This is a genomic window from Salegentibacter sp. 24 (assembly GCF_004362395.1).
Classification (GTDB): domain Bacteria; phylum Bacteroidota; class Bacteroidia; order Flavobacteriales; family Flavobacteriaceae; genus Salegentibacter.
Genome location: NZ_SNWE01000002.1, coordinates 46,501 through 62,702, shown reverse-complemented (window position 1 = coordinate 62,702; position 16,202 = coordinate 46,501). Strand labels below are relative to the sequence as shown.

Here is a 16,202-nt window from a genome sequence, read left to right as displayed (position 1 = left end):
AATTAATTTTTAAAAACCTTAATCCTTCTTTTCAGAATTATCATTGCTCTCTTCCATCGAGTTCCAACCGCGTGCAATAAGTGGTAATTTCTGATTGGCACGAGTTATTAAATGCATGCCTTCCTTTTCCTCCGTCATATGCCCAATTACGGTTAAATTAGGATTCGCCTTTATTTTATCATAATCCTCCTGTGAAATAGTAAAAAGCAACTCATAGTCTTCCCCCCCACTTAAAGCAATAGTGGTACTGTCTATATCAAATTCTTCGCATACTGAGATTACAGCAGGATCTAAAGGAATTTTCTCCTCGAACAAATTCGCGCCAACCTGGGAGTTTTTACATAAATGGATAATTTCAGAGGAAAGCCCATCGCTAATATCTATCATGGAAGTTGGTTTCACACCAAGTTCTTTTAACAATGGCCCAATATCCTTTCTAGCTTCAGGTTTTAATTGTCTTTCTATTAGGTAACTATACGGATTCAAATCGGGTTGTGCGTTAGGATTGGCTTTAAAAACTTCCTTTTCCCTTTCCAAAATCTGCAATCCCATATAGGCAGCACCTAAATCACCGGTAACCACCAAAAGATCATTTGGTCGCGCACCGCTTCGGTAAACAATATCTTCTTTGGCAGCTACTCCAATTGCAGTAATACTAATTAATAATCCTGAAGTAGAGGAAGTAGTATCGCCGCCCACCAAATCAATATTATATAATTTTGCAGCCAAGGCGATTCCAGAGTATAATTCTTCCAATGCTTCTACCGGAAATCGGTTGGATGCAGCTATCGAGACAGTAATCTGTGTTACTTTCGCATTCATCGCGAAAACATCTGATGCATTAACCATAACGGCTTTATAACCCAAATGTTTCAATGGCATATATGCCAGATCAAAATGAACTCCTTCAACCAAAAGATCAGTAGTAACGACGGCGTGTTGATTTTCAAAATCCAGTACCGCTGCATCGTCTCCAATTCCCTTTACAGTTGAAGTGAGCTTGGGTTCGAAATTTTTGGTAAGGTGGTCTATCAATCCAAATTCACCTAATTCTGAAAGGTTTGTGCGCATATCCTGACTATCCTGAATCATAACTTATTATTTTAATTTGCAAAATAACTGAATATTATTCAACTGTCATTATAAAGATGAGGATAGATTAAAAAACGCCAGGTCGAGGTTTGCCGAACAAATAAAGAATATTTCAAAACTATTTAATTTACAGTTATTTATATATTAAAGAGGGTGTAAAATTAGAATCAGTAGGGCTTATCATCTCATTCCTAAAACATATACCTTATCTATGGTAAACCGCTTGTTTTGTAGTATATTTGTAGCCAATTTAGAATTAATCTTTTTAGCTATGATAAAAGTAAGCGAAAGCGCTAAAAAAAAGATTGCCACACTTATGAGTGAAGAGGGTTTTGATAATTTGAACGACTTTGTTCGCGTGGGTGTTAAAAGCGGAGGCTGCTCTGGCTTATCTTATGAATTAAAATTTGATAAAGCAAAGGCCGAAGATGACAAACTTTTTGAAGATAACGAAGTAAAAATAGTGGTAGATAAACGTAGCGTTTTATACCTGGCTGGAACCGTTTTAGAATTCTCCGGCGGCTTGAATGGTAAAGGATTTGTATTTAACAATCCCAACGCTCAAAGGACTTGTGGATGCGGAGAAAGTTTTTCTCTGTAGTTGATTTAAAAGGAATAAAATTCTGAATTCTTTAATTTTAGACCTTGAATAATTTTAGAAAAAATTGAGATGGCATATACTGAAGATGATTTAAAAAAAGAGCTCGAAACGAAGGAATATGAGTACGGATTTTATACCGATATTGAATCGGATACCTTCCCCGTGGGATTAAGTGAAGACATTGTTAGAGCAATCTCTAAAAAGAAAGAAGAACCTGAATGGATGACTCAATGGCGATTGGAAGCTTATCGCCACTGGGAAACTATGAAGGAACCTGAATGGGCTAACGTACATTACGAAAAGCCGGATTTTCAGAATATATCTTACTATTCCGCTCCTAATAAAAAACCGAAATACGATAGCTTAGATGAGGTAGACCCAGAATTATTGGATACTTTTAAAAAGCTCGGAATTTCTGTAGATGAACAGAAGAAACTTGCGGGTGTTGCCGTAGATATTGTCATGGACTCTGTTTCGGTAACCACTACTTTCAAGAAAACCTTAGCGGAAAAAGGAATTATCTTTTGTTCTATTTCTGAGGCAATCAGGGAACATCCTGAGCTTGTAAAAAAATATATTGGTTCAGTGGTACCGAAAACCGACAACTTTTACGCGGCTTTAAATTCCGCAGTATTTAGCGATGGTTCATTTTGTTACATACCAAAAGGGGTAAGATGCCCAATGGAACTTTCAACTTATTTCAGGATTAACCAGGCCGGGACCGGTCAGTTTGAGCGTACACTCGTTGTTGCTGAACCTGGAAGTTATGTGAGTTATCTTGAAGGATGCACAGCACCCACCCGTGATGAAAATCAATTACACGCAGCGGTGGTAGAATTAGTAGCTTTAGATGATGCTGAAATCAAATATAGCACCGTTCAAAATTGGTTCCCCGGAAGTAAGGAGGGGAAAGGCGGAGTTTACAATTTTGTAACAAAACGTGGAATATGTGAAAAAGGGGCGAAAATTTCCTGGACTCAGGTTGAAACCGGATCGGCAGTAACCTGGAAGTATCCATCCTGTATCTTAAAAGGTGATAATTCCATTGGTGAGTTTTACTCTATCGCGGTAACTAACAACCACCAACAGGCAGATACTGGTACAAAAATGGTCCACCTTGGCAAAAACACTAAGAGTACTATTATCTCAAAAGGAATTTCTGCAGGAGAGTCCCAAAACTCTTACCGGGGATTGGTACAGATAAACGGAAGAGCGGAAAACGCCCGTAACTTTTCACAATGTGATTCTCTTTTAATGGGGAATAAATGTGGCGCACATACCTTCCCTTATATTGAAGTTAAAAACAAAACCGGTCAGGTAGAACACGAGGCTACTACCAGTAAAATTGGAGAAGACCAGATTTTTTACTGTAATCAGCGAGGTATTGATACCGAAAAAGCTATCGCTCTTATTGTAAACGGTTTTAGCAAAGAGGTTTTAAATAAATTACCTATGGAATTCGCAGTAGAAGCACAAAAATTATTAGAAATTTCCCTTGAAGGGTCCGTAGGATAAATTGGTAAAACGAAGATTGAAGAAATGAAGAAGTTTTTGCTAATCCTTGGCCTTGTCTTTACGGTATCTTCCTGCCAGGATGAAGGTCGTCAGGAGTTAATGAAACAGCCTGAAATGGAAAAAATTCAGGATAGTATTCAAACACTTACCGGGGAATTTATCTATGCAGGAGATGCGGCAATTTTAAGAGGAAATGATTTCGTATACGGAGTCAGCATTGACTCAATTTCCAAAGAACTAGCCGAACAGGTCAAACCTTTTCAGAAAGAAGAATTTGATATGGTTTCGGTTAAAATAAAAGGAAAAATTGTTCCAAACCCTAGGCAGGAAGGTTGGGATGAGAATATAGAAATAAGAGAAATATTAAAAATTCTGGATACTGAAAAGTCTCTGGAACAACAAGAAAAATAATAAACCAATCCCTATTCATTCGGGATGCATACAGAGAATTTATGCTAAAAATAAAGAATTTACACGCTAGTATAGAAGATAAGGAAATCTTAAAAGGAATTAATCTTGAAATTAATCCAGGAGAAGTTCATGCTATAATGGGACCGAACGGTTCCGGAAAAAGTACGCTTTCTTCAGTAATAGCTGGGAAAGAAGAATTTGAACAAACACAGGGAGAAATCCTTTTTGAAAACACAGAGATTTCAGAAATGGACCCTGAAGAAAGAGCTCATAAAGGAATTTTTCTGTCTTTTCAATACCCGGTGGAAATTCCAGGGGTTTCTGTTACCAATTTTATGAAAACTGCTATTAACGCGCATAGAAAAGCTAATGGACTAGAAGATATGCCGGCAAATGAAATGCTAAAAAAGATTCGAGAGAAATCCGCAAGTTTGGAAATTGATCGTAAATTTTTGTCAAGGTCTTTAAACGATGGTTTTTCCGGAGGAGAGAAGAAAAGAAATGAAATCTTCCAAATGGCCATGTTAGAACCAAAATTAGCCATTCTTGATGAAACCGATTCAGGTTTGGATATAGATGCGCTAAAAATTGTGGCTGATGGAGTTAATAAATTAAGAAGTAAAGACAACGCTGTTTTGCTAATTACTCACTACCAGCGGTTGCTTAATTATATTACCCCAGATGTGGTTCACGTAATGATAGACGGTCAGATTGTAAAATCTGGTGGCAAAGAACTTGCACTAGAGCTGGAAGAAAGAGGTTATGAATGGGTAAAAGCTGAAAAAACAGTTTAAACAATTCATTTTTAGAACCCGATAATTAAAGTTAAGTTTTCCGTCTTCGCGGAAATTACAAAAGAATTGACGATGGAATTAAAAGAAAAATTAGTATCATCTTTCCTGGCTTTTGAAGAAGAGTATACAGGAGCCAACGATGATCTTCATAAAATAAGAAATCAAGCGATTAAGGATTTTGAAACTTTAGGTTTCCCAAGCCGAAAGGAAGAAGATTATAAATACACTTCCCTTAAATCAGTATTGAAAGAAAATTACAATCTTTTTCCGAAAAAGGAAAATACTATAGAATATAAGGATATTAAAAAATACCTTATCCATGAAATAGACACTTATGATTTAGTATTTATAGACGGAATTTATTCATCACACTTATCCAGCACTACTCATGATAAGATTGATGTTTGCCTAATGTCATCTGCTTTAAACAAAGACCTTTATAAGCCGGTAATTGATAACTATTTCAACCAAATTGCTCCAAAAAATGGATTAAATGCATTGAATACCGCTTTTACCAAGGAGGGAGCCTTTATTCACATCCACAAGAATATTTTGGCCGATAAACCAATCCAGATTATTAATTTCTCTACAGGAAATGAATCCTCTTTATTTGTACAGCCCCGAAATCTAATTGTGGTAGACGAAAATTCTCATTGTCAGATTATTGAGCGTCACCAAAGTCTGACCGAACATCCAGTTCTTACTAATTCGGTTACCGAGATCTTCGCTGATAAACGTGCTATCGTAGATTATTATAAGATTCAGAATGATAAGCTTTCGGCTTCATTAATAGATAATACTTACATCGAACAGAAATCTGAAAGTTTTTGCTCAGTGCATACTTTTTCTCTTGGTGGACAATTAACGCGAAACAATCTTAATTTTTATCAAAGAGGAGAACGCATAGATTCTACAATGAAAGGTATTACCATTATTGAAGGGAAACAACACGTAGACCATAATACTTTGGTTCATCATATCGAACCAAATTGTGAGTCCCATCAGGATTACAAAGGTATATTTGATGAAAAATCGGTGGGCGTGTTCAACGGGAAGGTTGTTGTTGAAAAAGAAGCGCAGAAAACAAACGCATACCAGTCTAACAATAACGTGTTGTTGAGTGATAAAGCAACGATTAATTCAAAACCTCAACTAGAAATTTTTGCAGACGATGTAAAATGTAGCCACGGCTGTACTATTGGTCAGTTAGACGAAGAAGCTTTATTTTACCTTCAGTCACGTGGAATCCCAAAAAAAGAGGCCAGTGGACTTCTAATGTATGCTTTTGCTAATAATGTATTGGCAAGTGTGAAAATTCCAGAAATCAAAAAGAGAATAAATAAACTTATAGCCCTTAAACTGGGTGTAGAATTAGGATTCAACCTATAGATCGCTATTTAGAGTAGCTTTAATAGAATCCTCAAATCAATTTAATAATGAGCATTGCTACTAATAATATAGCTTTTAACGTTGAAGAAATCAGAAAAGACTTTCCTATCTTAGAGAGGAAAGTCAATGGGTACCCCTTGGTTTATCTGGATAATGCAGCAACTTCACAAACACCACAACAGGTTATAGATGTAATTGTTAATTATTATTCAAACTACAATGCTAATATTCACCGCGGGGTGCACAGCTTATCTCAGGAAGCAACTGATAAATATGAAGCTGCAAGAATAAAGATTCAACATCACTTTAATGTTAAAAAAGCGCACGAAATCATTTTTACTTCTGGTACCACACATGGAATCAACCTTGTGGCAAGTGGTTTTGCTTCCATTCTAAAAAAAGGAGATGAAATCCTGGTTTCAGCATTAGAACATCATTCCAATATTGTTCCTTGGCAAATGCTTTGCGAGAAAACGGGAGCGATCCTGAAAGTGATCCCAATGAACGAGCAGGGAGAGCTTATTTATGAATCTTTTGAAAAATTACTATCAGAAAAAACGAAAATTGTTTTCTTAAATCACGTTTCAAACGCTTTGGGAACGATTAATCCAATTAAAAAAATTATAGATAAAGCTCATACCAAAGGTGCAGCTGTTTTAATAGATGGTGCACAAGCGGCTCCGCATATTAAAGCCGATTTACAAGCACTGGATGTCGATTTCTATGTGGTTTCTGCTCATAAAATGTACGGTCCTACGGGGGTTGGAGTATTATACGGAAAAGAAGAATGGCTCAACAAACTCCCACCCTATCAGGGAGGGGGGGAAATGATTGCAACGGTTAGTTTTGAAAAAACAACTTATGCTGAACTTCCGCATAAATTCGAAGCGGGAACCCCTAATATTTGTGGAGGAATTGCATTTGCAGCGGCAATAGATTATATTGATTCCATCGGATTCGAAACTATTGCCCGTTATGAACAAGAATTATTGAATTATGCCACCATTAAACTTAATGAAATTGAAGGAATGAAATTTTATGGAACTTCCAGAGAAAAGACCGCGGTGATTTCATTTAATATTGAGGGACTCCATCCTTACGACATCGGCACACTTTTAGACAAAATGGGTATAGCAGTAAGAACTGGGCATCATTGTGCCCAGCCAATTATGGATTTTTATAAAATTCCGGGTACAGTTAGAGCATCTTTCTCGTTTTACAATACTAAAGCAGAGATAGATCGGCTTATTGAAGCTGTTAAAAAAGCCAAATCGATGCTAGCCTAAGAGAAACAATTCTGGAATTAAAAAATGTAAAAAAAGCGATAAAGATTTAATATTTTTATCTAAAATATCAGGAGCTTTTAACCGGAAAAAACGCAAAACAGTGAATAAGACAATACAAGAAATACAAAAAGAAATTGTAGAGGAATTCGCAATGTTCGACGACTGGATGCAGCGCTATGAATATATGATAGAACTCGGTAAGGCACTTCCTTTAATACAAGATAAATACAAAATTGACGAAAACCTTATTAAAGGGTGCCAAAGTAAAGTATGGGTGCATGCTGAACTGGAAGATGAAAAATTAGTTTTTACCGCAGATAGCGACGCGATAATCACCAAAGGAATAGTTGCCATTTTAATAAGAACTTTTTCAAATCATCACCCTTCTGCAATAATAGAAGCCAATACAAACTTTATTGATGATATTGGACTGAAAGAACACTTGTCTCCAACACGGGCCAATGGCTTGGTAAGTATGGTCAAACAACTTAAAATGTATGCTGTGGCATATCAAACACAACTCAATTAAGATGGAAAAAGAAATTGATACTCAGGAATTGGGAGAAAAGATCGTACAGGTTTTAAAAACCATTTACGATCCTGAAATCCCCGTAGATATATATGAATTAGGTCTTATTTACGATGTGATGGTAAATACCGATTACGAAGTAAAAATATTAATGACTCTAACCACTCCCAACTGTCCTGTTGCCGAAAGTTTACCCCAGGAAGTGAAGGAAAGAGTGGCTTCTATAGATATGGTCAAAGATGCGGAGGTAGAGATAACTTTCGATCCACCATGGAACCAGGACCTCATTAGCGAGGAAGCAAAACTGGAATTAGGTCTTCTCTAAAAGCCCATTAATTTAAGAAGAGGGGAACTTAAATAAACTATTCAAAAATTGTGTGAATCATTCATTTTTAAGTCCAAATTATGGCCGAAGAAATTGTAAACCGTATAGCTAGTAGTAAACTAATCACGTTTAACCTGGAAGATTATTATTCCCCGGGACAACGGGTATTGTTTGATGTAAAGGATTGGCTGTTGGAAGGTTTTGTTCTGCGGGAAGGAGATTTTAGAATGCAAGCCAAAAATCATGACTGGAGTCAGTATCAAGATAAGTATATAGCTCTTACTTGTTCTACCGATGCGATAATTCCAGCCTGGGCCTTTATGTTGCTGGCCACTTATTTACAGCCCTATGCTAAAAAAGTGATCAATGGAGATTTGGAAACCTTAGAAACGGTTTTGTATACGGAAGTTTTACAGAAAATGGATATAAGTAATTTCAAGGACAAACCTGTAATAATTAAAGGTTGTTCCAATAAACCGGTTCCAAAAAATGCCTATTTACTTTTAATAGAAAAACTACAACCAGTAGTAAAAAGCTTGATGTACGGCGAAGCCTGTTCGTCGGTACCACTATATAAAAAACCCAAAAAATAAGATGAAGAGATTAGTACTTGCCCTCGCTTTGTTCAGCGGGGTTTTTAACATTAATGCACAAGAAGAGACAGAAGCCAAGAAAGAAGGCTGGACTACCGAAGGTAACATCTCCATACTGTTTAATCAATCAGCCTTTAATGAAGAATGGACAGGAGGAGGTACATCAAATTTTGCAGGAAATTTACTATTTGACTATAATTTTAATTATTTAAAAGATGATTTTACCTGGAATAACAAGGTCTTGTTGGATTATGGATTAACCAAGCAACGCACTGATGATTTTTCAAGAAAAACCAGTGATCGTTTGGAACTAAATTCGATTGCGGGAAAACAAGTTCAGGAATCAAACTGGTTTTATTCACTCTTTCTTAATTTTAGAACACAAGTCACCAAAGGCTATAAATTCGGCGAAGACCCTGAATCAGGCCAAACCATCAGAACAGAATATACGAACTTCTTATCTCCTGCCTATCTCCAATTTGGACCCGGAATGATGTGGAAAAAAAGTGATCGTTTATACCTAAACATCGCTCCTGCTACAGGACGAATGGTGTTTGGTGACAAAGATTTCACTTCCCGACCAGATTATGTTGATGGTGATTATTTTGGGCTAGATGCGGACAAGGCAATGCGTTTCGAATTTGGGGCTTCAGTTTCAGGTTACGCTAAAATAGATATTATTGAAAATGTAACTATGGAAAATATGCTTAACCTCTATTCCAACTATCTTGAAAATCCCAAAAACGTCGATTTAGATTATACGATGAACATGAATATGAAAATCAACGATTATCTTTCTACTAACCTGATTTTCCAGGCTATATACGACGATAATGCCGTTCAGGGTTTTCAAATCAGGGAAGTTTTTGGTATTGGATTCAATTATGGATTTTAATTGTCTTTCAAATAATCAAACCCAGCATGTAATACTTTTTTATCAAGCACCTTTGTAATTCAAGAACAAATGAATTAAATGTGACTGTAAAACAAAGATGATATATAATACAGCCTGCTCTAATCCAGCAGGTTTGTTATTTTAGTACACTTTTTAGTTAAATAAATGTTGAAATGATTTCCGTAAAAATCCCAGTACTAATCTATTGTGTAACTTTGTATTTATGATTGAAAAAACTGACCTTACCCACGAAAAAGCTGTTTTAATTGGTATTGTTACTAAAGAGCAGGGGCACGATAAATTAGAAGAATACCTGGACGAATTAGAATTCCTTACCTATACCGCCGGCGGGGAAGTGATAAAACGGTTCAGCCAGAATATGGACAAGCCTAATCCCAAAACTTTTATCGGGACTGGGAAGATGAATGAACTAAAAGAATTCGTAGACGAGAACGACGTAGGGACTGCTATTTTCGATGATGAACTCTCTCCTGCTCAACAGAAAAATATTGAGAAAATTCTGAAATGTAAAGTTTTAGATAGAACCACACTTATCTTGGATATTTTTGCTCAACGAGCACAAACCAGTTATGCCAGAACACAAGTTGAACTTGCACAATACGAATATTTGTTACCCAGACTTGCTGGAATGTGGACTCACCTGGAACGTCAGCGTGGAGGTATTGGAATGCGGGGACCCGGAGAAACTGAGATAGAAACTGACCGTAGGATTGTAAGGGATAAAATTTCACTTTTAAAAAAGAAATTAGAAACCATAGATAAGCAAATGGAAGTACAACGCGGTAATCGAGGACAATTAGTTCGAGTAGCCCTGGTTGGCTATACCAACGTTGGCAAATCTACCCTGATGAATACCATTAGCAAAAGTGAGGTTTTTGCTGAAAATAAGCTTTTTGCAACATTAGACACCACGGTTAGAAAAGTTGTAATTCGCAATCTACCTTTCCTCTTAACCGATACAGTAGGATTTATAAGGAAACTACCCACTCAACTGGTAGAGTCTTTTAAATCTACTTTAGATGAAGTCAGGGAAGCTGATCTACTACTACATGTGGTAGATATTTCACATCCAAATTTTGAAGATCATATTGAATCCGTTAATCAGATTATGAGTGAAATTAAGAGTAATGACAAACCAACTATTATGGTTTTTAATAAAATTGATCAATATGAAGCTGAAGAGATTGAAGATGATGATCTAATAACTGAAAAGACAAAAGCACATTATACCCTTAAAGAATGGAAGCAGACTTGGATGAATAAAATGGGGGATAATGTTTTGTTCATTTCAGCTCTAAACAAGGAAAATATGGAAGATTTTCGTAGAAAAGTTTACGAAGCAGTCCGCAAAATCCATATTACTCGTTTTCCCTATAATAATTTTCTCTACCCGGAATATGACAAATACGGAGAAAAACAGTAAAATAAACCCACGAAATTATCAGTTCTTTTTTCGGCAATTTATGTACCTTAGAGAAGGTCTATAAGTTACTACAATGAAAAATTCAATTTTTCTACCCCTGTTCTTCTGCTTTGGAATTATATCAGCTCAGCAAATGGATGGTGCTTGGAAATTAATTCAAAAGAACGGTGAAATTGTCACCAATCGTGAAGTTGTTAAGATTATTCAGGACGGATATTTTGCCCTGGGATCAAAACTCTTGAGTACAGATGATTTTTTAGGGGCTGCCGGAGGAGAACTTAACCTAATAGACGAAACGCTAACTGAAATTAGAGATTTCGACACTTATGATGCTAAAAATATTGGTATTGAAAAGGATTATAAAATTTTCTGGATAAATACCAATAAAATAAAAATCTCCGACGGAGTTTCTACGAAAATTTGGGAAAGGGTTTCGGATAAAACCGATATCCTTACGGGAAACTGGGTAATTACCGGCCGTGTAAGAGGTGGCCAACTAGACAAGATGATTCCCACTAGCAGGCGGACTGTGAAAATTTTGAGTGGCAACAGATTTCAATGGATAGCTTTTAATTCAGCCACCAAAGAATTTCACGGCTCAGGAGGCGGAACTTATACCGCCCATGACGGGAACTATACCGAAAATATTGAATTCTTTTCAAGAGATTCCAGTCGTGTAGGAGCTAGACTGAAATTTCAATTTGAAGTTAAGGATGGAAATTGGCATCACACAGGAAAAAGCTCCAAAGGAGAACCTATTTATGAGATTTGGTCGCCATATAATGACGCTTATCAGAAATAATGATTCACTATTATATCCCAATTAAGAAAGATTCTTACATTATAAAACCTCCCCTTTTAAACATCCAGGTTGACCAGATTCCAATACAATTATTTATTTAATAATTAAACAGGATCTATCAGAAACTTGCCAGTGGTGAAAATGAATTAATAAATTAAAACCAAAGACTCCAGGGAATACGTGATAACATAATCAATAAACCAAGGGTGTAAAAAATTGCCAGCGTTTTAAATTTTGGTTTTGAAGTAAGTTTACTTTTATGTTTGGAATATCCCATCGTTATTAAGACCACTGCGATGATCATCATTAATGGATGTTCCATAATGTATAGCCTAAGAGTTGGATCTGCCATTACCGGTCCCATGCCTTTTTCGAGAAGCACAGAAAAATAGGGAGCAGTAAAATATAAGATAATTCCTATTAATAACTGAATATGAGAAATGATAAGTGTAAAAAGGGCGATTCTAAAATTAGTCGCACCATATTCCTTATTAGAAACATAACCAATTATTGCATTGAAGACAGCTACAAAAAGCACAATAAGCACTAAATAAGCCCAATAAGAATGAATAAATTGTACAGTTGCATACATAGAAGAAAAATTTTAGTAAAGATAGGATTTTCTACAAAAAGGCGATTTTATTTTGCTGTTTAGTTTATAAGGATTAATCAATTACAATTTTTAGGAAGAAAACAGTTTATTATAAATTTTTAAAAACTGTCAGTTTTTAGCGTAGTTATTTCACATAATCTTCCCGCTTTGGATTAAATCAACTTAAAAACACTCTTATATGTTTGTATTTATGTTCTCTTCCTTGGCTATTTTAGATAATAAGAAGCTCGTCCATGAAATTCGCATCAGCCATTACACGGAATAGATTTTTTTCCTGGAAAATTGCTCTTTGATTATGATCAAGACAAATTGCTTAAACATTCTCTAGCATTTCTTTTTCATATAGCATCTTATTAGTACCACTTAAAGGAAGTCTTTTTACACTTAACTTATTAATAAAACAAGGCCATCCAAATTAACTTTTAGATGGCCCTTTTTAATAAAATTTACTGTTTAAAATTAATCCCAGGTATTTTCAGCAGGATCCCCCCCCCAAATAAGGGTTACCAGGTATGGATTATCTATAAAAGGATTACGGTTTCCCTGTGCACCTTCTATCACATTGTTTCGTTGCATTTCGAAAGCTGAAACCGGATCTTCCCTATTCCATTCAAGAAAAAGTTCCAGATTTCCAACTTTACTTATATCTTCATTGTAACGAACATTTAAGTAAAGAATCATGCGAGCAACATCACCTTTCCACTCATCACCGGGAAAAAAAGCAGCATTGTTTATTAATCCATAATCCCCGCTTCCATCGGTATAAGGATAATTAGAACGCAATCCATTTAAATCAGCATCCGCAACTCTTAGGTGATGCAAATCTGTCACAGCCTCATCACTGGATAAACGGGATTGTGGAAAAACATGTTCAGTATTAAAGGTTTGAGGTGTATAAGCATTACTACCAGAAGTATATTCTTTCCAATATCTGCTTTCTCCTGAATACATTAAAATTACATTTTCTGGATTATCCAGATCTTCATCAGCTTCATAAAGAAATTCGTGACGTTGTCCATAGGAAAGGATAGTGGTATGCATTTCTTTGGTGAGACCTGAAACTACTTTGTAGTTGAGATCCTTATCCTGAGAAATAGAAAGACCATCGTAATATTGAGCGATTTCAGCTGGAATATCAAAGCTAACTGGATCTATTAAAGTAACAGTTACCTTACCTGTTGAACAAGTTGCATTTGGCTGATCATCATCACAGATGGAATAATTAAAAGTATCTTCCCCCACAAGCCCGGCTTCAGGCCTATAAGAAATACTACCGTCCTCATTTAAAACTACTGTTCCCTGGCTATTACTACCGTCTATAGAAGAAATTACCGCATCATCTGTAAGTTCATCATTATTGAGTAAAGTGTTGATCGTGAATACTGAAGTGTTCATATCAACAACTATAATGTCATCATTTGCTACAGGAGATCCCTGGTCAATCACATTCATCGTAATCATAGCGGAAGCACACTCAGGCTCTTCATCACTATCGCATATGGTATAAATAAAGGTGTCTTTTCCTGAGAAGCCTTCTGATGGAATATAGGTAATACTGCCATCGTCCTCCAATATAACAGTACCATTGGTATCTTCGGTTTGAACTTCTATTATTCCGGCATTATCCAGCAAAATGTCATTAGATAAGTAATTATTGATACGAAATTCGTTTCCTTCGTCGGTTTCGTATGTATCATCTTCAGCCATTGGAGCGCCCGCATCTCCAATATTAATCGTGACCACGGCTGAAGAACAACGATTTTCACTTCCAGGCACACATAGCTTATATGAGAAACTATCTTCGCCTATAAAACCTTCAGGAGGGAAATAAGATAAGGTCCCATTTCGGTTATCAATTATTTCTCCACCCTCGGCAGATTCTGAATCAAAAAAACTTATTCTAGCACGATCTATAATTTCATCATTTTCTAGTAAAAATTCTTTTTCAATACTTAATTCTTCATTTTCTGAAGTCGCAACTTTATCTGCTATGGCCACAGGATTTTCGATTTCGGGTTTGTCAATCGGGTCTGAGCTATCGTCTTCACTACTGCATCCGGCAAAAGCCAGGATTGTAAAAGCACAAAATAGGAACTTTTTCATTTTTGGATTTTAAATTTTAATAATATAAAGTTTATCAAAAATAAAAACCTCTTACCGATAAAGACCGATAAGAGGTTTTTTATTTATATGAATTTTGGGCTACTCATTAATCACCCAAACTCCAGCTTCATTTTTAATTAGACTTAATGATTCTGTAGTATTGGTACCATTGTAAATATCGAATGTCATAACATATTGCTGACCAACTTCTGCATTTGGAGCAATATCATTAAGTAGTACCCGCATAGCTTCAAGAAGCATCTCATCGCTCCAATAAGCAGCATTTCCCTCTCTTCGATCAAAGTTAGAGTAGTTACCCATACTTTCAACCGGTGCAGGGTATTCATCTGCTAAAGCAGAAGCTATTGTAGCATAATCACTTCCGCTAAGTGAATAACGAATGGTATTATCCGGAACCCATTCGGTCCCGTCATTTCCAAACTGTAGACTTCTTTCCACAACACTAGGGATGTAATTGAATTCACCATCTTCAAATACGAAATTTGCATATTCAGTAGTAGTTTCTCCTGAATAGAAATTGTAAGCTACGGCTACAAAATCACCTTCTTGGGCATAGGGAAACTGATTTTCCAAAAAGATGGAAAGCTTATAAATCGCTTCATCTTCATCATCAAAATTAGGATAAGATTGCCCCATCGCCGTATAATCCTCCTCTTCAAGAGTAAGCGGAGTGTTCCAGCTTCCGTTGGTATATGCAAATACATTTGTAGCTTCAATAGTAGAAACTGCAGCTTCTTCATCCACAATATAGGTGCCGTTTTCTAAAACTAGAGCCTGAACTCTAGTGGAAACCCCTCCACTGTAAACATCATAACTAACTTCAAATTTATCACCATCTGCTGCATCTGGATAATTTTCATTTAAAACTAGATTGAAAGCTTCTAAAAGCATATCCATACTCCAGTAGTTATCGCTGTCTTCATTAACATCAAAACTATGATATTGCGCTGCGTTTGCTGCCGGCCCAGGATATTCCTCAAGTAGTTCTGCTCCCACAAAATCATAATCATCCGTAGTAAGTTCATAAGGAGTTCCACCTACGGCGACATACATATTTCCATTAAACTGAACAGTCATACTTTGTGTTCCTGATTCCCCATTATAGATTTCGTAAGAGACATTGTATTTTTGACCTTCTATTCCGTCTATATTTTCTGAAAGAACCACATTGACAGCCTCAAGAATCATTTCGTTGCTCCAATAGGCATCATTACTTTCTCTTCTCTCGAAGTTTCCATACTCAGAAGCGCTGGCAGCTGGGAGTGGATACTCGTCAGCCAATTCTTCCTCTATTAAACTAAAGTCCGTATCGGTAAGCATATAGGCTACCTCATCGGCTAGGGTATTGTATGTTAACTCTACATAATCTCCCTCTTCCGCTTGTGGAAATTGGTATGCAAGGAAATCCATCACATCTCCCAATCCAGAAAAATAATTTTCACTTAAACCTATTGCTTCATAATCCGCTGCAGTCACCATATATTCTTCGACCACAATTGGATCGTAAATATTAAAAGTAGCATTCACAGAAGAGTTTTGACCCAATGCGGGATAAAGATCTGATAAAAGCACCGGAATTAATTCCCTTGCCTCATCCTCTGAACTGAAATTTGGAAAACTAAGTCCAAGGTTTTCAGTATAATCTTCTTCTACCAAAGTATAATCCAAAGATCCTTCAACATTTTCTAGTCCTTCATCAATGTCGTTATGAATCTCTTCCATAGGTTCACAACCAGTAATGGCTATCCCTATGAAAAGCAATAAAATGTATAAAGTATTTTTCATTTTT

The 16,202-nt window shown here is 36.3% G+C and carries 16 protein-coding genes; 12 read left to right on the top strand and 4 right to left on the bottom strand.

The window, feature by feature from the left end; all coding sequences use genetic code 11:
• Positions 1 to 18: 18 nt before the first annotated feature.
• Complete coding sequence (gene thiL / locus DET49_RS01620) at positions 19 to 1,092, bottom strand: thiamine-phosphate kinase (protein WP_133546413.1); 1,074 nt, start codon at positions 1,090 to 1,092, stop codon at positions 19 to 21.
• Positions 1,093 to 1,363: 271 nt separating this feature from the next.
• Here thiL and DET49_RS01615 point away from each other — a divergent pair, with 271 nt between their 5' ends.
• The 12 genes from DET49_RS01615 (at position 1,364) to DET49_RS01560 (ending at position 11,676) form a co-directional block, all read left to right on the top strand.
• Positions 1,364 to 1,693 (top strand): HesB/IscA family protein, encoded by a 330-nt coding sequence (locus DET49_RS01615; RefSeq protein ID WP_133546412.1) that lies wholly within the window; start codon positions 1,364 to 1,366, stop codon positions 1,691 to 1,693.
• A 69-nt stretch (positions 1,694 to 1,762) separates the two neighbouring features.
• Entirely contained in the window at positions 1,763 to 3,208 is a 1,446-nt protein-coding gene (sufB, locus tag DET49_RS01610) for a Fe-S cluster assembly protein SufB (RefSeq protein WP_133546411.1), read from the top strand.
• A 24-nt stretch (positions 3,209 to 3,232) separates the two neighbouring features.
• On the top strand, positions 3,233 to 3,619 hold the full coding sequence (locus DET49_RS01605) for a lipoprotein (RefSeq protein ID WP_133546410.1): 387 nt from the start codon (positions 3,233 to 3,235) through the stop codon (positions 3,617 to 3,619).
• A gap of 41 nt (positions 3,620 to 3,660) precedes the next feature.
• Positions 3,661 to 4,413 carry a Fe-S cluster assembly ATPase SufC gene (gene sufC, locus DET49_RS01600; protein ID WP_133546409.1) on the top strand — a complete coding sequence of 251 codons (753 nt, stop codon included), beginning with the start codon at positions 3,661 to 3,663 and terminating at the stop codon, positions 4,411 to 4,413.
• Positions 4,414 to 4,485: 72 nt separating this feature from the next.
• A complete protein-coding gene (sufD, locus tag DET49_RS01595; protein WP_133546408.1) occupies positions 4,486 to 5,802 on the top strand; it encodes a Fe-S cluster assembly protein SufD in 1,317 nt (438 codons plus the stop codon).
• Between the two features lie 47 nt (positions 5,803 to 5,849).
• A complete protein-coding gene (locus DET49_RS01590; protein ID WP_133546407.1) occupies positions 5,850 to 7,088 on the top strand; it encodes an aminotransferase class V-fold PLP-dependent enzyme in 1,239 nt (412 codons plus the stop codon).
• 100 nt (positions 7,089 to 7,188) lie between these two features.
• Positions 7,189 to 7,617 carry a SufE family protein gene (locus tag DET49_RS01585; protein ID WP_262707959.1) on the top strand — a complete coding sequence of 143 codons (429 nt, stop codon included), beginning with the start codon at positions 7,189 to 7,191 and terminating at the stop codon, positions 7,615 to 7,617.
• Position 7,618: 1 nt separating this feature from the next.
• Complete coding sequence (locus tag DET49_RS01580) at positions 7,619 to 7,942, top strand: iron-sulfur cluster assembly protein (protein ID WP_133546406.1); 324 nt, start codon at positions 7,619 to 7,621, stop codon at positions 7,940 to 7,942.
• An 80-nt stretch (positions 7,943 to 8,022) separates the two neighbouring features.
• Positions 8,023 to 8,535: a DUF2480 family protein gene (locus DET49_RS01575; protein ID WP_133546405.1), complete on the top strand. Its 513-nt coding sequence runs from the start codon at positions 8,023 to 8,025 to the stop codon at positions 8,533 to 8,535.
• Between the two features lies 1 nt (position 8,536).
• Entirely contained in the window at positions 8,537 to 9,430 is an 894-nt protein-coding gene (locus DET49_RS01570; RefSeq protein ID WP_133546404.1) for a DUF3078 domain-containing protein, read from the top strand.
• Positions 9,431 to 9,653: 223 nt separating this feature from the next.
• On the top strand, positions 9,654 to 10,874 hold the full coding sequence (gene hflX, locus DET49_RS01565; protein WP_133546403.1) for a GTPase HflX: 1,221 nt from the start codon (positions 9,654 to 9,656) through the stop codon (positions 10,872 to 10,874).
• 73 nt (positions 10,875 to 10,947) lie between these two features.
• The gene (locus DET49_RS01560; protein WP_133546402.1) at positions 10,948 to 11,676 is read left to right on the top strand and encodes a hypothetical protein; all 729 of its coding nucleotides are present in this window, start codon (positions 10,948 to 10,950) and stop codon (positions 11,674 to 11,676) included.
• A 154-nt stretch (positions 11,677 to 11,830) separates the two neighbouring features.
• Here DET49_RS01560 and DET49_RS01555 read toward each other — a convergent pair whose 3' ends face one another.
• From DET49_RS01555 to DET49_RS01545, 3 genes are all read right to left on the bottom strand, one after another.
• On the bottom strand, positions 11,831 to 12,268 hold the full coding sequence (locus DET49_RS01555) for a hypothetical protein (protein WP_133546401.1): 438 nt from the start codon (positions 12,266 to 12,268) through the stop codon (positions 11,831 to 11,833).
• A gap of 480 nt (positions 12,269 to 12,748) precedes the next feature.
• The gene (locus tag DET49_RS01550) at positions 12,749 to 14,392 is read right to left on the bottom strand and encodes an Ig-like domain-containing protein (protein WP_133546400.1); all 1,644 of its coding nucleotides are present in this window, start codon (positions 14,390 to 14,392) and stop codon (positions 12,749 to 12,751) included.
• Between the two features lie 99 nt (positions 14,393 to 14,491).
• Positions 14,492 to 16,198 carry a hypothetical protein gene (locus DET49_RS01545; RefSeq protein WP_133546399.1) on the bottom strand — a complete coding sequence of 569 codons (1,707 nt, stop codon included), beginning with the start codon at positions 16,196 to 16,198 and terminating at the stop codon, positions 14,492 to 14,494.
• Between the last annotated feature and the right edge of the window lie 4 nt (positions 16,199 to 16,202).